General features: G+C 66.9%; 17 protein-coding genes and 1 pseudogene. 11 read left to right on the plus strand and 7 right to left on the minus strand.

Features of this window, described 5'->3' with window-relative positions:
- Positions 1 to 63: 63 nt before the first annotated feature.
- Positions 64 to 744 carry a (d)CMP kinase gene (gene cmk / locus O8I58_RS03895; protein ID WP_298320854.1) on the minus strand — a complete coding sequence of 227 codons (681 nt, stop codon included), beginning with the start codon at positions 742 to 744 and terminating at the stop codon, positions 64 to 66.
- A 175-nt stretch (positions 745 to 919) separates the two neighbouring features.
- Here cmk and ykgO point away from each other — a divergent pair, with 175 nt between their 5' ends.
- The 6 genes from ykgO to O8I58_RS03925 all read left to right on the plus strand — a co-directional run bounded on the left by ykgO (position 920) and on the right by O8I58_RS03925 (position 5511).
- Positions 920 to 1045, plus strand: coding sequence for a type B 50S ribosomal protein L36 (gene ykgO, locus O8I58_RS03900; protein WP_036206164.1), 126 nt, complete (start codon positions 920 to 922; stop codon positions 1043 to 1045).
- Positions 1046 to 1222: 177 nt separating this feature from the next.
- A complete protein-coding gene (locus O8I58_RS03905) occupies positions 1223 to 1549 on the plus strand; it encodes a hypothetical protein (protein ID WP_298320860.1) in 327 nt (108 codons plus the stop codon).
- A gap of 121 nt (positions 1550 to 1670) precedes the next feature.
- A complete protein-coding gene (locus tag O8I58_RS03910; protein ID WP_298320861.1) occupies positions 1671 to 2702 on the plus strand; it encodes an agmatine deiminase family protein in 1032 nt (343 codons plus the stop codon).
- Between the two features lie 112 nt (positions 2703 to 2814).
- Positions 2815 to 3699, plus strand: coding sequence for a carbon-nitrogen hydrolase (locus tag O8I58_RS03915; protein ID WP_298320863.1), 885 nt, complete (start codon positions 2815 to 2817; stop codon positions 3697 to 3699).
- A gap of 67 nt (positions 3700 to 3766) precedes the next feature.
- On the plus strand, positions 3767 to 4267 hold the full coding sequence (locus tag O8I58_RS03920; RefSeq protein ID WP_298320864.1) for a GNAT family N-acetyltransferase: 501 nt from the start codon (positions 3767 to 3769) through the stop codon (positions 4265 to 4267).
- Complete coding sequence (locus tag O8I58_RS03925; RefSeq protein ID WP_298320865.1) at positions 4267 to 5511, plus strand: TraB/GumN family protein; 1245 nt, start codon at positions 4267 to 4269, stop codon at positions 5509 to 5511. Before O8I58_RS03920 ends, O8I58_RS03925 begins: the two co-directional genes overlap by 1 nt.
- Before the next feature lie 110 nt (positions 5512 to 5621).
- Here the strand turns inward: O8I58_RS03925 and O8I58_RS03930 are convergent, their stop codons facing one another.
- From O8I58_RS03930 to O8I58_RS03940, 3 genes and pseudogenes are all read right to left on the minus strand, one after another.
- A complete protein-coding gene (locus O8I58_RS03930) occupies positions 5622 to 8705 on the minus strand; it encodes an efflux RND transporter permease subunit (protein WP_298320866.1) in 3084 nt (1027 codons plus the stop codon).
- Positions 8706 to 8773: 68 nt separating this feature from the next.
- Positions 8774 to 12169: pseudogene (locus O8I58_RS03935) on the minus strand (efflux RND transporter permease subunit); the annotation flags it as partial.
- Between the two features lie 10 nt (positions 12170 to 12179).
- Positions 12180 to 13313 (minus strand): efflux RND transporter periplasmic adaptor subunit, encoded by a 1134-nt coding sequence (locus O8I58_RS03940; protein WP_298320869.1) that lies wholly within the window; start codon positions 13311 to 13313, stop codon positions 12180 to 12182.
- Between the two features lie 273 nt (positions 13314 to 13586).
- Here O8I58_RS03940 and O8I58_RS03945 point away from each other — a divergent pair, with 273 nt between their 5' ends.
- Positions 13587 to 13985 carry a c-type cytochrome gene (locus tag O8I58_RS03945; RefSeq protein WP_298320871.1) on the plus strand — a complete coding sequence of 133 codons (399 nt, stop codon included), beginning with the start codon at positions 13587 to 13589 and terminating at the stop codon, positions 13983 to 13985.
- A gap of 7 nt (positions 13986 to 13992) precedes the next feature.
- Positions 13993 to 14448 (plus strand): c-type cytochrome, encoded by a 456-nt coding sequence (locus tag O8I58_RS03950; protein ID WP_298320873.1) that lies wholly within the window; start codon positions 13993 to 13995, stop codon positions 14446 to 14448.
- A gap of 100 nt (positions 14449 to 14548) precedes the next feature.
- Here the strand turns inward: O8I58_RS03950 and O8I58_RS03955 are convergent, their stop codons facing one another.
- A complete protein-coding gene (locus O8I58_RS03955; protein WP_298320875.1) occupies positions 14549 to 16315 on the minus strand; it encodes a hypothetical protein in 1767 nt (588 codons plus the stop codon).
- A 15-nt stretch (positions 16316 to 16330) separates the two neighbouring features.
- On the minus strand, positions 16331 to 16924 hold the full coding sequence (locus O8I58_RS03960; RefSeq protein WP_298320876.1) for an NfuA family Fe-S biogenesis protein: 594 nt from the start codon (positions 16922 to 16924) through the stop codon (positions 16331 to 16333).
- A gap of 115 nt (positions 16925 to 17039) precedes the next feature.
- Between O8I58_RS03960 and O8I58_RS03965 the strand changes: the two genes are divergently transcribed.
- Both O8I58_RS03965 and O8I58_RS03970 read left to right on the plus strand, forming a co-directional pair.
- On the plus strand, positions 17040 to 17387 hold the full coding sequence (locus tag O8I58_RS03965) for a 4a-hydroxytetrahydrobiopterin dehydratase (RefSeq protein WP_298320878.1): 348 nt from the start codon (positions 17040 to 17042) through the stop codon (positions 17385 to 17387).
- Positions 17384 to 17824 (plus strand): energy transducer TonB, encoded by a 441-nt coding sequence (locus O8I58_RS03970; RefSeq protein ID WP_298320880.1) that lies wholly within the window; start codon positions 17384 to 17386, stop codon positions 17822 to 17824. The genes O8I58_RS03965 and O8I58_RS03970 overlap by 4 nt, the downstream gene beginning before the upstream one ends.
- Positions 17825 to 17848: 24 nt before the next feature.
- Here the strand turns inward: O8I58_RS03970 and O8I58_RS03975 are convergent, their stop codons facing one another.
- A complete protein-coding gene (locus O8I58_RS03975; RefSeq protein WP_298320882.1) occupies positions 17849 to 18829 on the minus strand; it encodes an RluA family pseudouridine synthase in 981 nt (326 codons plus the stop codon).
- Positions 18830 to 19237: 408 nt separating this feature from the next.
- Here O8I58_RS03975 and O8I58_RS03980 point away from each other — a divergent pair, with 408 nt between their 5' ends.
- Positions 19238 to 22570, plus strand: a complete 3333-nt coding sequence (locus tag O8I58_RS03980) for an Rne/Rng family ribonuclease (RefSeq protein WP_298320884.1) — start codon at positions 19238 to 19240, stop codon at positions 22568 to 22570.
- Positions 22571 to 22582 lie beyond the last annotated feature (12 nt).

The raw sequence follows: 22582 nt of genomic DNA on the forward strand, positions 1-22582 counted from the left end.
AGTTGGTTGGTTAACCACGCAGGCGACATGCCTGCATGGAGCGGATCTGCCGCGAAGGACCTTTCAGGCCGCGGACGCCGGCACCAAAGCCAGCACCCGTTGGACGACGGCATCGATGCCAAGTCCGGTCGTGTCGATGAGGACGGCGTCTTCGGCCGGCCGCAGCGGCGCTACCGTGCGCTGGGCATCGCGAGCGTCGCGCGCGAGGATCTCGCGCAGCAGACCGTCAATTGTCACCGAAACCCCCTTGTCTTTCAACTGCTTATAGCGACGTTCCGCGCGCTCCTCCGCGCCGGCCGTCAGAAAGACCTTGAACGGGGCATCCGGAAAGATGACCGTCCCCATGTCGCGACCATCCGCAACCAGGCCTGGAGCGGCCCGAAACGCCCGCTGGCGCTCCTTCAGCGCGGACCGGACCTCGGGAATGGCAGCAATGGCCGAGGCCACGGTGCCAGTGGTTTCCAGGCGCAGCTCATCCGTGGCATCAACCCCGTTCACGATCACCCGCATGTCCGCGCCGACCTCTTCACGGAAGGCCACGGTCGTATCGAATGTGCAGCGCACCAGGGCCGCAGCGTCCGACAGGTCCAGGTCGGCCCAGCTGGCTGCCACGCCCACGGCACGATAGAGCGCACCCGAATCCAGGTAATGCCAACCCAGGCGCGCGGCCGCCAGGCGGCTGACCGTCCCCTTGCCCGCCCCGGAAGGGCCATCGATGGTGAGCACGGGAATCGATGAAGTCATTACTTGTACCTGTCAGCGTGGAAGCATGAAATTATGTCCGAACCCGCACCCGCCCCGCCTCCAAATTCCGCCGCGCCAGGGAAATTCATCCAAGCAGTTGAATCCCATGGAAAAGGCAGGTTAGAATAGGCGGCTTAGTGCTGTTCCATTCACTTTTTCGCCGAGGTTTCACATCATGAAGGTCCTGTCCTCCCTGAAGTCAGCGAAGAACCGTCACCGCGACTGCAAGGTGGTTCGCCGTCGTGGCAAGGTCTTCGTGATCTGCAAGTCCAACCCGCGCTTCAAGGCTCGCCAGCGCTGAATCCTGGCGCCTGCGCGGTACCGAAAAACCGCCCTTCCGGGCGGTTTTTTGTTGTTGCCAGCCATGACGGCACGGCCATCGGGCCGACGCCGACGTGTGTCAAAAGTCGCTCCAGATGATTTTTTGTCGCCGGCTTTTCCTCTGCTATAAAGATCGCCTCAACCGGGGAGCCCTGCCATGAAGCGTCACCTGTACGTGCTGTCTCTGATCGCCCTGACCAGTCTGAGCGCACAGGCATGGTCGGAAACCCTGCTGGTCGACCGCGCACGCGACCCGGCGTCGAACCTGCCCGTCCGCGGCCTGACCACTTCACAGGTGGAAGCCAAGTTCGGCGCCCCGCAGCAGCGCATGGATCCTCGTGGTGGGCAGAAGCGCCAGTGGCCGACGATCAACCGCTGGGTCTACCCGCAGTTCACCGTGTACTTCGAAAAGAACAAGGTGATCGACGTGGTGACCAACAAGGCCAGCGCCGACGAGATCGGCCCCAAACCGCCCATCCGCTGAAACCCCGCGGCGCGACTGCCCAAGGCAAGGCGCCGCCTGCCTGCCCCGTCATCAAGACGACGCAGCGCATCCTTTGAAATGTGAGCCGGTGCCCTGTCCCGGCCCAGCCTATGGAGTTCCGATGACCGATGTCCGTTTCCCCGCGGAGTGGGAGCCCCAGTCCGCGATCCTGATCGCGTGGCCGCACGCTGGCACCGATTGGGCACCGCGCCTGGAATCGGTCGAAGAGACCTATATCGCGCTGGTCGCCGGGATTACCCGCTTCCAGCCGGTGGTGATCTGCGTGGCCGATGGCGACCTGCAGATCTACGCAGAAGCACGTCTGCGCTCGGCCCGCGTGGACATGGGCCGCGTGCAGTTCATCGAAGCCCCGTACAACGACACCTGGTTGCGCGATTCCGGCCCGATCAGCCTGCGCGGCAAGGATGGCTTCAAGCTGATGGACTTCCGTTTCACCGGCTGGGGCGGCAAGTACGAGGCCTCGCTGGACGACCTGCTGGTCGGTGCACTGACCGGTGCGGGCGTGTTCCGCGATGCCTATGTGCAAAGCGTGGATTTCGCACTGGAAGGCGGCGGCATCGAAACCGACGGCGAAGGCACCCTGCTGACCACCTGGCGCTGCCTGCATGAGCGCCACCCGGATGCGACCCGCGAACAGATCACCGCGACCCTGCAGTCGACCCTGCAGCAGGACCGTGTGCTGTGGCTGGACCACGGCTATCTGGAAGGCGACGACACCGACGCGCATATCGACACCCTGGCCCGTTTCGCGCCGGACAACGCGATCGTCTACCAGGCCTGCGACGACGTGTCGGACGTGCACCATGCCGAACTCACCGCCATGGGCGATGAGCTTGCCGCGCTGCGCACCACCGATGGCCAGCGCTACACGCTGTATCCGCTGCCGTGGGCACAGCCGGTGCTGGATGACGGCCGCCGCCTGGCCGCCAGCTACGCCAATTACCTGATCCTCAACGGCGCAGTGCTGATGCCGGCCTATGGCGATCCGGCCGATGGCCCGGCCGCCGACGTGCTGGCCAAGGCGTATCCGGGCCGCGAGATCGTGCAGATTCCCTGCCGCGCGCTGATCTGGCAGAACGGCAGCCTGCACTGCGTGACCATGCAGCTACCCGAAGGCCTGCTGGCGCAGTGAACTTCCGCGCCCCTGCATCGCTCCAATCCGGGCGATGCAGGCCTGGCGCCCGCCAAGGCCTCTGTACCACCCGCGTTACCATCCCCATTCCCCTGCCGTACTGCTGAACGCCATGACCCGTGACCGCTTGCCCGTTGCCCTGATCCAGGAAAAGAACCACGGCGATGCCGATGCCAACCTGACGGTCATCGAGCAACGCGTGGCTGAAGCGGCCAAACGCGGCGCCAAACTGGTGCTGCTGCAGGAACTGCACAACGGCGCGTACTTCTGCCAGCACGAATCGGTGAACGAATTCGACCTGGCCGAACCGATTCCCGGCCCCAGCACGCAGCGCCTGGCTGCCCTTGCCAGGCAGCACAAGGTGGTGCTGGTGAGCTCGCTGTTCGAGCGTCGCGCCGCCGGCCTGTATCACAACACCGCCGTGGTCTATGAGGCCGACGGCAGCATCGCCGGCAAGTACCGCAAGATGCACATCCCGGACGACCCAGGCTTCTATGAGAAGTTCTACTTCACCCCGGGCGACATCGGCTTCAAGCCGATCGACACCTCGGTCGGCCGCCTGGGCGTGCTGGTGTGCTGGGACCAGTGGTACCCGGAAGGCGCACGCCTGATGGCGCTGGCCGGTGCGGACCTGCTGCTCTACCCGACCGCGATCGGCTGGGACCCGGACGATGCGCAGGACGAGAAGACCCGCCAGCGTGACGCCTGGGTGCTGAGCCATCGCGGCCATGCCGTCGCCAATGGCCTGCCAGTGCTGAGCTGCAACCGCGTCGGCCATGAAGCATCGCCAGTCGGCGCCTCGGGCATCGATTTCTGGGGCAACAGCCACGTGCTGGGCCCACAGGGCGAATTCCTGGCCGAAGCCGGCACAGCGCCGGAAATCCTGAGCGTGGAAGTCGACCTGCAGCGCAGCGAGCACGTGCGCCGCATCTGGCCGTTCCTGCGCGATCGCCGCATCGATGCGTACGGCGACCTGACCAAGCGCTACATTGATTGACTGGGCTGCGCGCGCAGCCTGCATGAACGTCGCCACGCCAACCATTCGGCCTGTCCGTGCCGCGGACATGGCCGCCATCACCGCCATTTACGGCGTGCAGGTGGACAGCGGTGTGGCGACCTACGAAATCAATCGCCCTGATGTGGCGGAAATGCAGCGACGCATGGAAGCCATCGTCGCCCAAGGCTATCCCTATCTGGTCGCCGAAGACGATGGGCAACTCGCCGGCTACGCCTATGCGACCAGCTATCGCGCGCGCCACGCCTATCGCTTCACCGTGGAAAACACAGTGTACGTGGATGCCGCCCACCAGGGGCGTGGCATTGGCGCCGCGCTGCTGCAGGCTTTGATCGACGACTGCACGGCACGCGGCTTCCGCCAGATGATTGCAGTGGTGGGCGAAGCGGCCAACGCCGGCTCGGTGCGCTTGCACGAACGCCTGGGCTTCCGCACTGTGGCCGTGTTCCAGGGCATCGGCCGCAAACACGGCCGCTGGCTCGATACCGTACAGATGCAGCGTGCGCTGGGTGACGGCGACGCGTGCGATCCCCTTGATGAGTTGAACTGATGACCACCCCCGATTCCCCCGCCCTGCCCGCCGCGTCGGCATCTGCAGCAGTCCTCGACGACGTCGTCGAACAGCCGATGCGGGTGGTCGAACGCGACGGCGTGCGCTACACCCTGCTCGGAACCGCGCACGTCTCCAAGGCCAGCGTCGAAGCCGTGCAGCAGGCCATCGATTCGCATCCCTACGATGCGGTCGCAGTGGAACTGGACACCCAGCGCCTGCAGGCGTTGAGCGATCCCGACGCGATGGCCAAGCTGGACCTTGTGCAGGTAATCCGCAAGGGTCGCGTGGCCCTGTTCGCCGCCAACCTGGCGCTGGCGGCCTATCAGCGCCGCCTGGCCGAACAACTCGGCATCGAGCCCGGCGCCGAACTCAAGCGCGCAGTCACCGCGGCGCAGGAACACGGCATGGCCGTGCACCTGATCGACCGCGAAGTCGGCCTGACCTTCAAGCGCGCATCGGCCAAACTGGGCTTCTTCGGCAAGCTCAAGCTCGGCACCGGCCTGCTGGGTGGCCTGTTTGCTTCGGAAGAAGTCGGCGAAGCGGAGATCGAGCAGCTCAAGCAGGGCGACATGCTGGAAGCCAGCTTCGGTGAATTCGCCAAGGAAAGCCCGGCGTTGTTCGAAGCGGTGATCGCCGAACGCGACCGCTACATGGCCGCCAGCCTGCGCCAGACCGCTGGCGATGCGCGCGAAGTACTTGCCGTGGTCGGCGCCGGCCATCTGCAGGGCCTGGCAAAACACCTGGCCGAAGACAACGACGATCCGGCCACCGTGCGCGCGGAACTGGAATACGTCGAAACCAAGCGCAAGCTGCCCTGGATCATGATGCTGCTCAGCCTGCTGGTGCTCGGCGGGATTGCCTGGGGCTTCTACAGCGGCGGCATGAAGATGGGCAGCACGCTGCTGCTGCAATGGCTGGCATTGACCGGCGGCCTGGCCGGCCTGGGTTGCCTGCTTGCCGCGGGCCATCCGCTGAGCATCCTCGCGGCGATCATCGCCGCCCCGCTCAAGCCCTTCCGTCCGGGCCTGCCGGCTGGTGCGTTCAGCGCGTTGGTGGAAGTCCATCTGCGTAAGCCCGCGTACGGGGACTTCCTGGCCCTGCGCGACGATGCGCAGACGCTCAAGGGCTGGTACCGCAACCGCGTGTGCCGCGTGGTGCTGACCTTCCTGCTGACCAACCTGGGCAGCATGATCGGCTTCTGGATCACCGGCGCGCTGATTGCCGGCAAGCTGCTGCACTGAGCATCTGCAGCCAAACACCGTCCAGAACTTAGCCCGGATAAGCAAAGCACATCCGGGATCGGCATTGTAGGAAGTCCCTCAGGCGCGGCTACGCAGCCAAGCCCCGCGCTTCAGACGGCGTCGGTCAGCAACGGATCCTGAGCCAGGCCACGCGCGCGCCGCACCAGCCGCGCCATGCCGGCACTCAGGTCGTCCAGGATCGCGTAGATGGTCGGCAGGAACAGCAGGCTGACCACGGTCGAGAACGCCAACCCACCGGCGATCGCACGCGCCATCGGGAAGTACGGCGGGCCGTCGCCTCCCATCTGGGTACCGCCCATGGCGATGGGCACCATCGCCAGGATCGCCGTGCCCATGGTCATCATGATCGGGCGCAGGCGCTCGCGACTGCCTTCCACCAGCGCTTCGGTACGTGTGCGGCCGCCCCGGCGCAAGGTGTTGATGTGTTCGATCATCACGATGCCGTTGTTCACCACCACGCCCATCAGCACTAGGATGCCGATGAAGGACATCACGCCGAATGCCGTGCCGGTGATCCAGAACAACCAGAACACGCCGAAGATCGAGAACACCACGCCGGACATGATCGCCGCCGGGAACAGCAGCGATTCGAACACGGCCGCCATCACCAGGTAGATCATCAGCAGCGCGATCACCATGTTGAACAGCATCTGCTTCATCGCCTCGCCATCGTCCTGGTAATCGCCACCATCAAAGGTGTAGTGGTAACCCGGCGGGAACGCCATCGCCTTCAAGGTCGCTTCCATCGCCTCGCGGCCCTTGGGCGCAGTGACCTTCTCGGCCAGGTTGGCAGTGATGGCCAACGTGGTCTGTCGATTGGTCCGGGAAATCTGCGTGGCAGAAGGCGCCACGTCCACGCTGACCATCGACATCAGCGGCACGCTGTGCCCGTCCTTGGCCCGCACGCTGAACTGCTCCAGGTCGGCGATGGCGTACTGCTCGGCACCGGCGAAGCGCAGGGTCACCGGGACTTCGGTGTCGCCGCGGCGCAGCTCGCGCAGCTGGCCACCACGCAAGGCGATGTTGACGAACGTCGCCACGTCCTGCGCGGAGAAGCCGAACGCCGCCGCGCGCTCGCGGTCCACGCGCACTTTCAGCTCGCTGCTCTGGTCACCGGCATCGACGCGCACATCCCGCAGCTCAGGGCGGCTGGCCAGCGCCGGCAGCACGTCGCGGGCGATCTCCTGCAGCACCGCCGTCGAATCACCGGTCAGCTGCACCTGCACGCCGTCCTTGTTGCCGCCGTTGTTGCCATTGCCGCTCCCCAGCACGATGTCGGCACGGGCGGATTTGGGCATGTCCTTGCGCAACGCCTCGATGCGACGCTTGGTTTCGTCCGGGTCCATCGTGTCGAAGGTCACCATGGTTGAGGCCCCTTCGGATTCGCTGAACCAGGAATAGATCTGGGTGATGCCCAATGCCTTGCGCTGGCGCTCCAGCGACTGCTCCACGCGGCCCACTTCGGCCGACATCTGGTCACGCGTATAGGACCCATGGAACTGATACTGGACGCGCGTCTCGCCGGCCGAGCCGCCGCCGAACATATCCATCTCGGTCAGCTTCATCGGCACGATGCTGGCCGCCACGATCAGCACGATGCCCAGCACGCTCCAGCCGCGGTGCTCCAGCGTCCAGCGCAGCAGGCGCGCGTAACGGCGCTGCATCCACGGAATCAGCCCGCGTTCGGAGCGCAGCTGCGGCGGGGTCTTCATACGCGCCGACAGCATTGGGATCAGGCTGATCGCCACCAGCCACGAGGCCAGCAACGAGACCGAAATCGTCACCGCGATCTGCGCCATGAAGATGCTGATCTCGTTGGTCTCGCCGAATAGGTTGGGCACGAACACGATGCAATGGCACAGCGTGCCGGCCGACAGCGCGATGGCCACGTGCCGGGTGCCCAGCAGCGCGGCCTTGACCGGCTCGCCGGGCATCTTCTCGCGCTCCTGGAAAATGCTCTCCACCACCACCACGGCATTGTCCACCAGCATGCCCACGGCCAGCAGCAGGCCCATCATGGTCAGGATGTTGAGCGTGACCCCGGCGAAATACATGAAGCCCAGCGTCATCACGAAGCAGATCGGGATCGCCAGGGTCACCATCAGCGTCGAGGGCCAATGGCGCAGGAAGAAGAACAGCACTGCGATCGACAGCAGCAGGCCGATGCCGCCGGCTTCAGCCAGTTCCAGCAAGGACGAAGTCACGTTCTTGCCCTGGTTCTCCATCACCTTGACCTGCACGTCGCGCAGCTCTGGCTGGGCGCGAATGGCTTCGACCTCAGCCAGCGCATCGCGCGAGACCTGGACCAGGTTGGCGCTGCGTTCCTTGAAGATGTCCATGCCCACCGCCGGCTTGCCATCCAGGCGGCGGCCGTAATCCATGCGCGAGGGCTTGAGCTGCACGTTGGCGATGTCGCCCAGGCGCAGGCCGCTGTCGGCGATCACCAGCTCGCGCAGCTGCTGCAGGTCGGCAACCTCGCCCATCGGCTGGACGCGCAGGCGCTGGCCGTGGTCGTCGATCTGCCCGGCCGAGATGGAAAAGTTGGCCGCCTGCAGGCGCGTGGTCAGGTCGTTGAGGTTGAGCCCGTGCGCGGTCAGGCGATCCGGTGCGATGGCCACTTCCACTTCGTTCGGCGCCGCGCCGGAGACTTCCACGCGGGCCACGCCGGGGATGCGCTCCAGTCGCCGCTTGAACTCGCGTTCAATCATGTCGTAGGAGGTGGTCATGTCGCGGTCGCCGGCCAGGCGCACGCGCAGGATCGCCTGGTCACTGCTGGACCACTTGAACACCGAGTAGCGTTTCAGGTCGTCCGGCAGGTCGCTGCGGATCGCATCGATGCGCTCGCGTGCATCGGATGCGGCGATGGCAATGTCGCGGTCCCAGTCGCTGAACTCGATGAAGATGCTGGCCGAGTCCGCCGTCGCGGTGCCGCGCAGACGCTTGATCCCCGGCATGATCGCTAGCGCCTCTTCGGCCGGACGCAGGATGTTGCGCTCGACCTCTTCCGGGGTGGAGCCCGGATACGGCAGCTGCACGAACAGGAACGGCGCGGAGATGTCGGGGAAGGCTTCCAGCGGCAGGCGCACCGCCGCGATCGCACCGATCACCAACAGTGAGATGAAACACATGACCGTCGTCACCGGCCGACGGATGCTGAGCGCGGCGATGCTCATGCAGCGGCTCCCTGCGCCATGCCGTCGTCATCGTTGTCCGGCGCGGGTTTTGGCGCACGCGCCAGCTCGCGGCGATCCAGCAGGTCATACACCACCGGGATCACCAGCAAGGTCAGTAGCGTGGAGACCAGCAGGCCACCGATCACGGTGATCGCCATGGGCGCGCGCACTTCCGCACCTTCGCCCGACGCCAAGGCCAGCGGCAGGAAGCCCAGCAGGGTGCACAGCGTGGTCATCACGATCGGCCGCAGGCGCGAACGTGCGCCTTCCACCAAGGCCTGCGCCTTGGCCATGCCGGCTGCGCGCAGCTGGTTGACCGAGTCGATCAGGATGATCGCGTTCTTGGTCACCAGGCCGACCAGCAGGATCAGGCCGATGAACACCACCACCGACACCGGCGAACCACTCAGTTTCAGCGCCAGCACCGCGCCCACCAATGCCAATGGAATGGTGAACAGGATGACGAACGGATGTAGCAGCGACTCGAACTGCGAGGCCATCACCAGGTACACCAGGAACACCGCCAGGCCGAACGCGAACAGCAGCGAGCGGACCGAATCCGCGAGTTCCTCGCCCTGCCCGCCGATATGCATCGACACGCCGGCACCCAGCGGATGCTCGGCGGCCAATGCCTGCACCTCGCGCACGGCACCGCCCAGGTCGATGCCCTGCAGGCCGGCCGAGACCAACGCCACGCGGCCCTGGTCGGCACGATGGATCTCGCTGGGACCGGTGGTGGCGACCACATCGGCGACCGCATCCAGCGTCACCGGACGGCTGCTGGACGGATTGACGATCAGCCGGCGCACGTCTTCCACCGATGCGCGGTCGGCGGCCTGCGCCCGCACCAGAACATCGATCTTGCGATCACGGAAGCTGTAGCGCGTGGCCACCTCGCCGCGCACCTTCTGCACCACTGCATCGGCCACCTGGCGCGTGGTCAGGCCGAGCGCGCCCGCGCGTTCCTGGTCGAAGCGGATCTGGATTTCGGGAAAGCCCTGCTCCACCGTCGAATGCACGTCGGTGTAGTGCGCGTTGCCGCGCAACAGCTGGGTCAGACGCTGGCCGGCCTGCTCCAGCGTGACCAGGTCCTGGCCGCGCAACTCGACTTCCAGCGGCGTGGACAGGCTGAACAACGCCGGCCGCGCGAAGTCGACCTGCGCGCCCGGCCAGGCCTTCATCGATGCACGCAGCAGGGCCGACTCGCGCGCTTCGACCTGCGGGCTGCCGCCGTTGGCCATGACCACGGTCAGCTTGCCGATGTTCTCGCCGCTTTCGGTCGGGTTGGCATCCAGCCGCGTTCCGCTGCCGCTGACGCCGAAGATCGCGAAAATGCCATCGTCCTTGACGTGCTTTTCCTGCAGCGTGCGCAGCACCGCATCGGTATCGCGCAGCGGCGTGCCGGGCGGCAGTTTCACCGTCATCTCGAAACGGTCCTGCGCCAGTTGCGGAATCAGATCGGTCCCCAGGCCCGGTACCAGCGCCGCAGTTCCGATCAGCGCCAGCGCCGCCAGTCCCAGCACGCGCCCCGGATGCGCCAGCGCCGCCGGCAACATGCGCAGGTAGCCGCGTTCGATCCAGGCATACGGCTTCATCGCCCAGTCGCTCAGGCGACGCATGACCGGACCAACGACGGCCGCCACGCCGCGCGCCAACCGCACGACCAGCCAGGCGATGCCGAACACCAGGCCGCGCACCCCGGCACCGATGCCGCGCCCACCCAGGGCCAGCGGTTTCTGCCAGCGCGCCTGCGGTTTCCATTGCGGATGTGGCGCTTCGGGCGCAAAGCCCAGCGGCGCCTGCCCGCGCAGTGAACTGAGCATCGGGATCAGGGTCATCGCCACCACCAGCGAGATCGCGATGGCAATCGCCACGGTCAACGCCTGGTCGCGGAACAGCTGCCCGGCGATGCCTTCGACGAACACCAGCGGCAGGAACACCGCAATGGTGGTCAGCGTCGATGCCACCACCGCCATGCTGACCTCGCGCGTACCGGCGATGGCGGCCTGGACGATGCTTAAGCCCCGTTCGCGCGCCTTGGCGATGCTTTCCAGCACCACGATGGAGTCATCCACGACCAGGCCGGTGGCCAGCGCCAGGCCGCCCAACGACATCACGTTGAGGCTCAGGCCCAGCCGATCCATGAAGAAGAACGTCGCCACGATCGACACGGGCAGCGACAGGCCGATCACGAAGGTGCTCCAGCCATCGCGCAGGAACAGGAAGATCACCAGGATCGCCAGCAAGCCGCCGATCACCGCATCGCGCTTGACCTCGCTGATGGCGTGTTCGATGAAGTGCGACTGGTCATCCAGCGTGTCCAGCGACATATCCGCTGGCAGCTGTCCGCGGATGCGCTCCAACCGCTGCGACAGCGCCTTGGCGGTGGCCACGGTGTTCGCGTCGCCTTCCTTGTAGATCGCAAGTTCGACCGCTTCGCGACCAGCCAGGCGGATCACTGCTTCGCGCTCCTTGTAGCCCTGGCGCACGCTGGCCACATCCCGCAACCGCACCGGCATGCCGCCCGCGATGCTGGTGGTGTCCGACGACGATGCGCTCTGCACCGATGCAGACGCCGCGAGCACTTCAGCCGAACCACTGGACGCCGCAATCGCCGCCAGCTGTGCCGCCGCATTGGCCGCAGCGCTGTCACCGGCATTGCGTGTGGTCAGCAGCAGGTTGCCGATGTCGTCCACGTCACCGAACTGGTTGACCGTGCGCACCAGGTAACGCTGCGTACCCTGCTCCAGGCGACCGCCGGACAGGTTGACGTTCTCGGCCTTCAAACGATCGATCACGGTCGACAGTGGCATGTGTAGCTGGGCGAGTTTCTGCTGGTCGATGTCGACCTGCACCTCGTCTTCCAGACCACCGCCGACCTTGACCGCGGCGACGCCTTCGACCGGCTCGAGCTTCTTCTTCAGGTCTTCATCGGCGTAACGGCGCAGCGAAGTCAGCTGACGCTGGGCGCCCACCGCATCGTCGGCCGGCACCTTGGCCGACAGGGCCAGGCGGATGATCGGTTCGGTCGAGGGATCGAAGCGCAGCAGCACCGGCGCACTGGCTTCCAGCGGCAGCTGCAGGGCTTCGAGTTTGTCGCGCACCTCCAGCCCGGCCTGGTCCATGTTGGTGCCCCAGGCGAACTGCAGCACCACATCGCTCTGGCCGGTGCGCGAAACGGACGTCAGCCGGCGCAGGTTCTTGACCACGCCCACCGACTCTTCCACCGGCTCGGACAGCAGCGTCTCGATTTCCGCCGGCGCCGCGCCGGTGTATTCGGTGCGCACGGTCAGCGTCGGATAGCTCAGGTCAGGCAGCAGGTTGACCTTGAGGCTGCCCAGCGCGATGAAACCGAACAGCAGCAACGTCACCGTCACCATCGCCACGGTCACCCGGCGGCGCACCGCCAGGGCGACGATGCCGCCACCGGCATCTTCGTGTGTTTCCCCATTCCCCGGATGCATGGGTCGGCCCTCAGCGCTGCGGCGTGGCCAACGCCACGCTCTGCCCGGAAGGCGCTGGTGGCGCGTCGATCACGGTGACCGCACTGCCATCGCGCAAGGCCACCTTGCCGGCGGTCACGACTGCATCGCCAGCCTTCAGGCCCTTGCGGATTTCCACCCATGACCCATCGACATAACCCGGCTGCACCGGCGTGCGCACGGCCTTGCCGGCGCGGACCAGATACACGGCCGGATCGCCGTCGTCCAGCAGCGCCGCACGCGGGATCACCAGCGCATCGGCGCGATGGTCGTATTCGATCCGCAGGCGTCCGAACATACCGGCCTGCAGCTGCGTGTCGCCTTCGCCGTCAAAGGCGCAGACCACGCGGAAGGTGCCGCTGCCGGCATCCACCACCGGCGCCACGCGATCCACCTTGCCGGTGAAGGCCTTGCCCGGCAGCGCGTCGGCCAGCAGCGACACGGGCTGGCCGGCACGCAGCGTCGCCAGTTCGCGCTCGGGCACGTTGAGCGTGGCCTCCAGGCGCGAGCGATCGACGATGCGGATCACCGGTGTGTTGATCTGGACGAAATTGCCCGGCTTGATCGACCGCGACGCGACCACCCCGGAAATCGGCGCCACCACCGTGGTGTAGGACAGCTCCAGGCGGGCCAGGCGATTCTGTGCGCGCATATCTTCCAGGTCGTAGCGCAGCTGGTCGACGTCGTTGGCGCTGATCATCTGCTGGTCGACCAGCTTCAGGGCGCGCTGGTAGCTGTTTTCCAGCTTGCGCACCTGGGCGTCGGTCTGGGCCACGGCCAGCTGCGCGCGATCGGCATCCAGGCGGATCAGCGCCTGCCCGGCGCGGACCTGTTGGCCTTCTTCGACCAGCACCGCCAGCGCGACGCCGGAGGTCTTGGCGATTACCTGCGACTCGGCCCGTGGTTCGAGTGTCGTCGTCCCCGAATAGCTGGCCGCCACCGCGCGATGGCTGGCCTTGACCGCCTCGACTGGCACCGCGTCGGCGGGCTTGTCCTTCTTTTCTTCCGCGCTCTTGGGATCGGCGCCATCGGCTTTGTTGCAGCCTGGCAGGGCCACCAGCGAGGCCAGGACCAGGGCCACGGCCCCCAGTCGGACGGAAGAACGGATCGGGAGGAATATCGACATGGCGGCTGGTCAGGGGTGGTGTTGTAGGCAACTACATCACCAAATCAATGAAACGCCATGCGCCGAAGGTCATGGTGACCTGCGTCATCCCGTGTCGGCACGCGACACACGGGAGTGATGCGCTCCCGCAGGCTCGAAACGCACGTAAGTTGTTGCGTCGCGTCAATTTTTTCCCGGCGGCAGCCTTGCCGGAGAGGCTGAACGGCAGGCTATACTCGCCCCAAGCCAAGCGCCTCGGATGAGACGGGACGCGCGCAAATCTCGGAACACAACATGACGCGACCGCTGTTGTCCGCCGCTTGTTTCGCCCTGCTGCTCACTGGCGTGATTCCCGCCAGCCAGGCCCGCCAGGACGCCAAGGAACCCGCCCCACCCGCTTCGACTCCAGCCCCGGCCGCCACACCGGCACCCGCCGCGCCCGTGGCCAACCTGGAAACCGGCAAGCAGCTGTCCTACACCTGCCAAGGCTGCCACGGGGTCACCGGTTACAAGAACGCCTACCCCAACTACCACGTGCCGCGGATCGGCGGGCAGACGAGCGAATACCTCGTCCAGGCACTGACCGAGTACAAGGCCGGCAAGCGCAAGCATCCAACGATGCAGGCCCAGGCCCAGAGCTTCTCCGACCAGGACATCACCGACCTGGCCGCCTACCTGTCCAGCCTGAAGTAAGCCGACCATGCGCATCGCCGTCCTCGTTCCGCGTCTGACCCTTGCCCTGGCCGCAGCATTGGCCCTGGCCGCCTGCTCCAAGATCGAAACCACCGACACCGCAGCGACCGACCCCGGCCATGCCAGTGGCGAACACGGCAGCGGCTCGTCGGCCGGCCTGCCGCCGGGCAACATCGCCGCCGGCGAGAAAAAGGCACAGGAAAAAGGCAAGGCCACCGGCCAGAGCTGCGTCGACTGCCACGGTGCTGAAGGCAACAAGCCGATCGCACCGAACTACCCGCACCTGGCCGGCCAGTACGCCGACTACCTGGCGCACGCACTGCAGGCTTACCGCACGGGCGACCGCGAACAGGCACTCATGACGCCGCAGGCAGCCAACCTGAGCGACCAGGACATCGCCAACCTGGCGGCCTACTTCGCCTCGCGCAAGGGTGAGCTGCGCGACCTGCACGGTCTGGATTGACGGGCGGTTCTCTGCCGCGTCGATGCAATGAAAAGGGCCTTGCGGCCCTTTTTCATATCCCGTTCGCCTGTTCCCGGCCCACGGAACGATGCCGCCGCACTCAGCTGCCTTCCGGGATCGGCGTGCGCTTGACCGGAATCTCCGGCGGCGGACGCGCGGTGGCTGGCTGCTCGTTCATGTTCGGATCGAACAAACCACAGGCGCCGCCGGCCTGCAGTACCGAGACCACGCACTTGATGCGTTTGCTGGTGCCGGGGATCGGGATCTCCATCTCGCTGATGCCGGCCTGCACCCAGTCCTGCAGCAGCGAGCCGCCGGGAATCCAGTACTTGTCGAACATCGTGGGTTCGTAGCCGAACGCCGGGCGTTCCAGCCATTTTCCCGCGCGGTCGGCATCGATCCTGGCCTGCTGGCGCGAACCGGGGACACCGGGTTTGACCGTCCGGCCGCCGGCCGTATCGCCAGGCAACTTCGCACTGCCATCGGCATTGAACAGCCCCTTCAGGCCTTCACCCGCACCCGCCTGGTTGCCGGGCGTCACCTGGCTGGAAGCGCCCCAGTCATCGGCGGTCTTCGGGCCCGGCGTGCCCAGGCGATCGCTGGGGCTGGCCCCCGCGCCCGGCGTATTGGCAATACTGCCGGCAGTGTTGCCACCACTGATCGGCGACGGCGGTGCGCCGGTGCTGGCGGTGTTGCTGGAGTTCTGCGCGGCACGCCCCTGTTCGGCCTGGGCAGCGGCAGGTTGGGCGCTGCTTGAGGTCGATTGCGAGGCTGGCGACTCAGGCGCCCTGGCGCTGGCTTGCGCCTCTGCCGGTGCATCCGGTGTCGGAATCTCGCGTATCCGCGCCTGCGTCGGTTGGCTGCCTTGAAGCTGCACCGTCGCCGCTGCGGTGGCGCGCATCGGCCGCAGCGCCGGTGCCTGCACGGTGACCTCCGGTGCGGGCATTGGGATTTCGCGCTGGCGCACCTGCGCCTGTGGCACCACAGGCGCATCCATGGGTCGCGGCGCGACCTGCTGCACGGCCACCGGCTGCTGGTCCTGCACGATCTCCACTTCGCGGACACGTGCAGCGGTCTGCGGCATCTGGATCTGCGGCACGCGCAGCTGGATCTGGGGCGGCGTCACCGGTGGCAACACGAAGTCCTGGGTCGGCTGCGGCGTTTCGGTGACCTGCAACGGCTGTTCGGCGGGCGCGGGCTGCGGCGGCTCGGGCCTTGGCTGAGGTTCTGCCGGTGCTGGCTGCGCAGCGACTTCAGGCTGTGGCGGCGGCGTGGCCGGCGCGGGCTGGGCTTCAGCAGGTTCGGCCGTCGGCGCATCAGGCGTGGTCGACGCAGCCGTTGCGCGGCGTGGCTGGCTTGTGGCTTTCGACGCGGTTGCAGGGGCGGCGGCCTGCGCGCCGGTTTCCGGCGTCTGCGGACCCGCACCGCCACCCTCGCCCTGGGTGCCACGGCCGATCAGGGTCAGCTGCACACGCGTGCCGTCGGCCTCTTCCGCCGGCCTGGGCATGGTGATCAGGCTGACCAACAGCAGCAGCACCAGGAACCCAAGGTGCAGCAGCAGGCTGCCGAGTCCACCGAGCCAGCGCGTACCGCGTTCCTCGCGCGGCGGCGGGTCCCAGTGCTGCCACAGCAGCGAGCGCAACGCGCGCCAGCGCGTCATCGGCACGACCCTGGCTGGTGTCGGGCGCGGACGCAACGCAAGCTCGGCGATCAGCGCATCGATCGGCTCATAGGTGAGGCGACCATGGCGCTGCGGGGCATTACGCAGCCAGATGCCCCAGCCATGCGGCAATCCCGTGGTTTTTTCGACAATGGGCCTGGGCCTGCGCGGCAGCAGGAACGCGATGATCTCGGTGGCAGTCGTCACCGGGGCAGCGAATGCTTAGGCGGCGTCGCGAGGCATGTACGGCGCGGCGCCGGTGTCGTGATCGGTGGCATCGCGCACCGCGGTCACGCCGGGGACACGCGTCAGCAAGGTCTTCTCGATGCCCTGCTTCAGGGTGACATCGGCCATGCCGCAACCGTGGCAACCACCGCCGAAGCGCAGGAACACCACGCCATCGCCGGTCACTTCCTGCACCGCCACGCGGCCGCCATGCGAGGCCAGTTGCGGGTTCACTTCATGCTCGACGACCCAGCGCACGCGTTCGACCAGCGACGCGCCTTCGGCCGGCGCCTTGCCCTTGATGTGTGGCGCCTTGATGGTCAGCTGGCTACCGGTGCCCTGGGTGACGTAATCGATCTCGGCACCATCAAGCCACGGCACGCTGGCCGCATCGACATAGATCGTGAAGCCGTCGCAATCCACGGCCCATTCGTCGCCGGCCAGTTCGCGCGGCTCGGCGAATTCCAGCCGGGCATCGGCACGCGGCGTGCCGGGATCGACCGCACTCAGGCGCACGCCAAGACCTTCGCTGGCCTCACGTTCGATCAGCTTGCGGAAATGGGTCTGGGCGGTGTCGGAGATCTGGATCATGGACGTATTCTACCGACCCCGCCGCCGACCGGTCAGAACAGTGTGGTCACGGTGGGGAATGTTACGTTCAGCCACCCGGCACCCTTGCATCACGCCCGCCCGCAGGAGACCTCCCATGTCCGATCTCGTTCCGCTTGCCGCCGCGCACTGCCTGCCGCGCAGCGGTGCCGAACACCGCCTGGGACAGGCGCGGGTGGCCGAACTGCTGCCGCAACTGCCTGGCTGGGAGCTATCCGAACAGGGCAAGGCGCTGATCCGCACGTTCAGATTCCCCGATTATTACCGCACCCTCGCCTTCGTCAACGCGCTGGCCTGGATCGCCCATGGTGAAGACCACCACCCGGACCTGGGCGTGCACTACGACCGGGTCGTGGTGCGATTTTCCACCCATGACGTGGGCGGCCTGAGCGAGAACGACTTCATCTGCGCCGCGAAGGCGCAGGCACTGGAACCCAATCAATGAACACTGTTTCCAACCTGCTGGTTTCCCTGCGCGGCGCGCTGTGCGTGTCCGCCGTCCTGCTGGCTGCCGGTTGCAGCCAGCAGCCCGAAGCCGAAGCCCCGGCCGAACCCATCGCGACCGAACTGACCGCCGTGGAAACCCCGCCGCCGCAGTACCCGATGGACGCGGCCTGCAACGGCAATGGCGGCACTTCGACGCTGAAGGTCACCGTCGGCACCGAGGGCGTGCCGACCGACGTCATCGTGTTCCGGGGTAGCGGCAACGACGCGCTGGACGATGCCGCCGTCACCGCGGTGAAGGCCTGGACGTTCAAGGCCGCCACCCGTGGCGGCCAGCCGGTCGCCCAGACCATCAACGTGCCGGTGAACTTCCCACCGCCGCAGGTTCGCCCGGATGCGTGCTTCTCGCTGGACGAGAAGAAGCCGGCGCAGCCATAAGGATGTCGGGCAACGCGTTGGCTGTCAGGCCAGCGCGTCCAACGCCGCGGCCAGGTCATCGGCCAACGGCGCGTTGAGCACGTAAGGCGTGCGGCCGCTGTCCAGCGAAAATTCCAGCGACGCGGCATGCAGGAACAGCCGCTTCAGCCCTGCCTGCTCGCGCAACCGCTTGTTGGCTTCCGGATCGCCGTATTTGTCGTCGCCGGCCACCGCGTGGCCGATGTGCTGGGCGTGGACGCGAATCTGGTGGGTGCGGCCGGTCTCGATCAGCACTTCGCAATAGGACTGGCCGCCGCGGCGTTCGAGCACCTTGAAGTGGCTGACGCTGGGCTTGCCGCCGTCATTGACCTGGACGTGGCGCTCGCCGCCCTGGCGCAGGCCAACCAGCAGCGGCGCGTCCACGGTCATGGTGCCGTCGGGCATGCGCCCGGTCAGCAGGGTCAGGTAGCGCTTGCGGATGCCCTTGTTCGGACCGGCATCCTCGCGCAGCAAGGCCTGGAGTTCGGTCAGGGCCGAGCGCTTCTTGGCCAGGATCAGCAGGCCGGAGGTGTCCCGGTCCAGGCGGTGGACCAGTTCCAGCGACTGGTTGGGCCGCAGGGCGCGCATGGTCTCGATGGCGCCATGGCTGATCCCGCTACCGCCATGGCTGGCCACGCCGGTCGGCTTGTTGATGACCAGCAGGCGCGCGTCCTCGAACACAATCGCCGCCTCCATCCGGGCGAGAAAACCAGCCGGCGGAGCTGAACCGGGCCCGGTTTCGTCCAGGTTGACCGGCGGCACCCGCACCTCATCCCCGGCCACCAGCTTGCGCTCGGCCTTGGCCCGGCCCCCGTTCACCCGCACCTGGCCACTGCGGACCAGCTTGTAGACCAGGCTGCGGGGGGCGCCCTTGAGTTGGCCCAGCAGGAAATTGTCCAGCCGCTGGCCCTCGCGGTCCTCAGGCACCACCACAGTGCGGACGGTGCTGCGCGCGGGGGGATTTTCGGAGCGTGGGGGTGCAGTCATTTGTCCATCTTGTCTGTTACACTCGGCTTGCGAGATAAGGGTTTGATTTCGCAGGGAAGTTGCATCACGGGCCAGAAGCCCAGCTTTCCTCGCGAAGCCCGGCACAGTACGCGACCACCGTCCTCGGGATGGCCATGTTAGCGGCTCGCCGGCAGACCCCGACACCCGCCGGGTGCGTCAGACATCCGAGCTGAACACGTCCCGCGCGGCATTCCGGCCTGATGGCCGGGCAGCCGACGGTCCCGCAACACCGATAGCAACAACAAGCGCTCCCGCGGCTCGCCGTGGTGTCGAAGCGCTGGAAGCTCCAGATCGCCCCACCCGCGCTGCGCGCGAGGGGCGGCCGAACGTTCCAGAGGCAAGAACGCCATGGCGTTTGTCGCGCGGTAGAGCGCGAGGAACGCAACAATGAAACGTATGTTGATCAATGCCACGCAGGCCGAAGAGCTGCGCGTGGCGATCGTCGACGGCCAGACGCTCTACGACATCGATATCGAGCAGCCGTCCAAAGAGCAGAAGAAGTCCAACATCTACAAGGGCCGTATCACCCGGCTCGAGCCTTCCCTGGAAGCAGCCTTCGTCGATTACGGCGCCGAGCGTCATGGCTTCCTGCCGTTGAAGGAAATCTCCCGCGATTACTTCCAGTCCGGCGTCGACCACAACAAGGCCGGCCTGCGCGAACTGCTGCGCGAGGGCCAGGAAGTGGTGGTCCAGGTCGACAAGGACGAGCGCGGCAACAAGGGCGCCGCCCTGACCACGTTCATCTCGCTGGCCGGCCGCTACATGGTGCTGATGCCGAACTCGCCCACCGCCGGCGGCGTCTCGCGCCGGATCGAGGGCGATGACCGCGCCGCACTGAAAGCCGCCATGGACGCGCTGACCATCCCCGACGACATGGGCGTGATCATCCGCACCGCGGGCGTCGGCCGCGACGCCGAAGAGCTGCAGTGGGACCTGGATTACCTGCTGAGCGTGTGGAAGGCCGTGGCCGAGGCCGCCCTGGCCAAGCCGGCGCCGTTCCTGATCTACCAGGAGTCGCGCCTGATCGTGCGCGCCCTGCGCGACTACCTGCGTTCGGACGTGGGCGAGATCCTGGTCGACACCGAGGAGCTCTACGCCACCGCCCAGGAGTTCATGCAGCAGGTGATGCCGCACAACCTGCGCAAGCTCAAGCACTACACCGACGACATCCCGCTGTTCAACCGCTTCCAGATCGAATCGCAGATCGAAGGCGCCTACGAGCGCAACGTGCGCCTGCCCTCTGGCGGCTCGATCGTGGTCGACCAGACCGAAGCGTTGACCGCCATCGACGTCAACTCGGCCCGCGCCACCAAGGGCGGCGACATCGAGGAAACCGCGTTCCACACCAACTGCGAAGCGGCCGAGGAAGTGGCCCGCCAACTGCGCCTGCGCGACCTGGGTGGCCTGGTGGTGATCGACTTCATCGACATGTCCTCGACCAAGCACCAGCGCGAAGTCGAAAACCGCCTGCAGAACTCGCTCAAGTACGACCGCGCCCGCGTCCAGTTGGGCCGGATCTCGCGCTTCGGCCTGATGGAAATGTCGCGCCAGCGCCTGCGTCCGAGCCTGGGCGAATCCAGCCAGATCGTGTGCCCGCGCTGCGATGGCCACGGCCGCATGCGCAGCGTCGAATCGCTGTCGCTGTCGATCATCCGCGTGGCCGAAGAGCACGCGATGAAGGACAACACCGGGCAGGTCCTGGTGCAGGCGCCGTTGGAAATCGCCAACTACCTGCTCAACGAAAAGCGCAGCGCGCTGCGTGAGATCGAGCAGCGCCACGACTCGCCGATCATCATCGTCGCCGACGAGCAGCTGCACACGCCGCATTACGAAGTCACCCGTCTGCGCGAGAACGAGCTCGGCGAAGAGTCGACCAAGCCCAGCTACCAGCGCGGCACCCCGCGCAAGCTGCCGGTGCATGCCCTGACCAAGGCCCAGCTCAACATCCCGGTTGCGCCGGCCGTGACCACGGTCAAGCACGCCGCGCCTGCCCCGGTCCGCCAGGAACGCGAAGCGCCCGCGCCGGTCGAAGCCGCACCTGCCCCGAGCGCTCCGACGCCAGTCGTCACCGCAGCACCCGGTGGCGTGGTCGGTTGGCTGAAGCGCGTGTTCGGTGGCGCCGAAGCGCCTGCCCCGGCGCCGACTCAACCGCAGCGCAGTGAAGCGCGTCCAGCCCGGACAGACCGTGGCAGCAATAACGGCAACAGCCAGCAGCGTCGCGAAGGTGGCCGCAACCAGGGCGGCAACAACGCCCGCGGCGGCCAGCAGCAGAGCGGCCAGCAGCGCCGTGGCGACCGCGACAGCCGCAACAAGGACAAGGACGCCACACCGGCGCAGGCCAACAACAACGGCCAGCAGCAACCACGCAATCGCGGCGAGCAGCAGCCCAAGCAGAAGCAGCAGAACCAGCAGCCGAAGGTCGCAAGGCCGCAGAACGATGGCCAGAATCCGGGCCAGCAGCAGGGTGGTCGCGGTCCCAAGCCGCCACGCGAATCGCAGAAGCCCGTAGCAGAGGTCGCGGTCGAGACTGTGGCTGCGGCCGCAGCGCTGACTGCGATCCAGCAGGAACAGGACGTCGCCCAGCAGCCAGCGGTTGCGGTCCAGCCGCAGGTACCCGTACAGGCGAAGGAGCCCAAAGCCGAGGCACCTGCCGAACCGCGCAAGGACAAGCCGCCGGTCGTGCAGGACAACACCCAGGCGCAGTCCGATGTCGACGCAGATGAAGGTGATGATCAGGACGGCGACGGCAACCAGGCCGACGGTGTCGATGAAACCGGCACCCCGCGCCGTCGTCGCGGCCGTCGCGGCGGCCGTCGCCGTCGTCGTGGCAATGGCGAGAACGCCGGCACTACGGGTGAGCAGGGCGAAGCTGATTTTGGCGGTGACGAGGAACCAGGCGTCGTGCCCTCCTCCTCGCAGCCCGAATTCGACTTCGACGATGCGGAACCAACCGTCGCAAAGCCGAGCCGGCCACGCGCCCAGCAGGCCGATGCCACCAGCACCACCGCAATCGCCGCGGCCAGTGCAACGGTCGTCGTCGCTGAAGCAGCTACCGTCGAAACCGCCGCACCCGCGCCGGTTGAAGCAACTGCGCCAGTCCTCGTAGCGACTGCCACCGAGGTGCACGCTGTCGAAGCAGCTGCTGTCGAAGCGCCGGCCGCCCAAGTGCCGCCGCGCGTGTCAGCCGCGCCGATCACCCCTGCCGTGGTGGCCGAAGTGACGCCGCCGACCACGTCGGCCGTGCCGAAGAGCGAGCCAGCCGAGCGCTACACGAGCGAGGCGCCGGCCGAAATCGCGCCGGCCAGCATCGAACCGCCGCCGGCCGCAACCGTCGCCAGCGAAATCCAGGCTGCGCCCGTCGTGACCTCCGAACCTGCCGCCTCCGATACCGTGCCGGCTGCCGTCACGCAGGAAGCGCCTGTCGCGGCACAGCCGGACCTGCTGGTGGAAGCCGACGTCGCGCCATCTGTGGCCCAGGTCGAAGCCGAGCAGGCTGCCAGAACACCGGCAGACGTCGAAACCATCGCACCGGCCAAGCCGAAACCGGCCGCACCTGCCACGGGTGGTTCGCTGTTCTTCACTGCCGACGCGGACACGCCACGTTCGGTGACGCGCCACCTGTTCGAACCGGTGGCCGCACCGCGTCCGACACAAGGCGAAGGTGAAGCCAACAACGACGACACAGCAGAGAAGCCCGACGACGGCGAACGCAGCGCCTGATCACAGGCGCTG

Source organism: Pseudoxanthomonas sp. (genome assembly GCF_027498035.1).
GTDB lineage: Bacteria > Pseudomonadota > Gammaproteobacteria > Xanthomonadales > Xanthomonadaceae > Pseudoxanthomonas_A.

Coding starts and splice junctions, on each gene's coding strand:
- O8I58_RS03960 (WP_298320876.1), bottom strand. CDS start 16,924: ATGATCCAGATCTCCGACACCGCCCAGACCCATTTCCGCAAGCTGATC.
- O8I58_RS03915 (WP_298320863.1), top strand. CDS start 2,815: ATGACCCGTGACCGCTTGCCCGTTGCCCTGATCCAGGAAAAGAACCAC.
- O8I58_RS03940 (WP_298320869.1), bottom strand. CDS start 13,313: ATGTCGATATTCCTCCCGATCCGTTCTTCCGTCCGACTGGGGGCCGTG.
- cmk (WP_298320854.1), bottom strand. CDS start 744: ATGACTTCATCGATTCCCGTGCTCACCATCGATGGCCCTTCCGGGGCG.
- O8I58_RS03950 (WP_298320873.1), top strand. CDS start 13,993: ATGCGCATCGCCGTCCTCGTTCCGCGTCTGACCCTTGCCCTGGCCGCA.
- O8I58_RS03980 (WP_298320884.1), top strand. CDS start 19,238: ATGAAACGTATGTTGATCAATGCCACGCAGGCCGAAGAGCTGCGCGTG.
- ykgO (WP_036206164.1), top strand. CDS start 920: ATGAAGGTCCTGTCCTCCCTGAAGTCAGCGAAGAACCGTCACCGCGAC.
- O8I58_RS03910 (WP_298320861.1), top strand. CDS start 1,671: ATGACCGATGTCCGTTTCCCCGCGGAGTGGGAGCCCCAGTCCGCGATC.
- O8I58_RS03925 (WP_298320865.1), top strand. CDS start 4,267: ATGACCACCCCCGATTCCCCCGCCCTGCCCGCCGCGTCGGCATCTGCA.
- O8I58_RS03930 (WP_298320866.1), bottom strand. CDS start 8,705: ATGAGCATCGCCGCGCTCAGCATCCGTCGGCCGGTGACGACGGTCATG.
- O8I58_RS03970 (WP_298320880.1), top strand. CDS start 17,384: ATGAACACTGTTTCCAACCTGCTGGTTTCCCTGCGCGGCGCGCTGTGC.
- O8I58_RS03905 (WP_298320860.1), top strand. CDS start 1,223: ATGAAGCGTCACCTGTACGTGCTGTCTCTGATCGCCCTGACCAGTCTG.
- O8I58_RS03920 (WP_298320864.1), top strand. CDS start 3,767: ATGGCCGCCATCACCGCCATTTACGGCGTGCAGGTGGACAGCGGTGTG.
- O8I58_RS03965 (WP_298320878.1), top strand. CDS start 17,040: ATGTCCGATCTCGTTCCGCTTGCCGCCGCGCACTGCCTGCCGCGCAGC.
- O8I58_RS03975 (WP_298320882.1), bottom strand. CDS start 18,829: ATGACTGCACCCCCACGCTCCGAAAATCCCCCCGCGCGCAGCACCGTC.
- O8I58_RS03945 (WP_298320871.1), top strand. CDS start 13,587: ATGACGCGACCGCTGTTGTCCGCCGCTTGTTTCGCCCTGCTGCTCACT.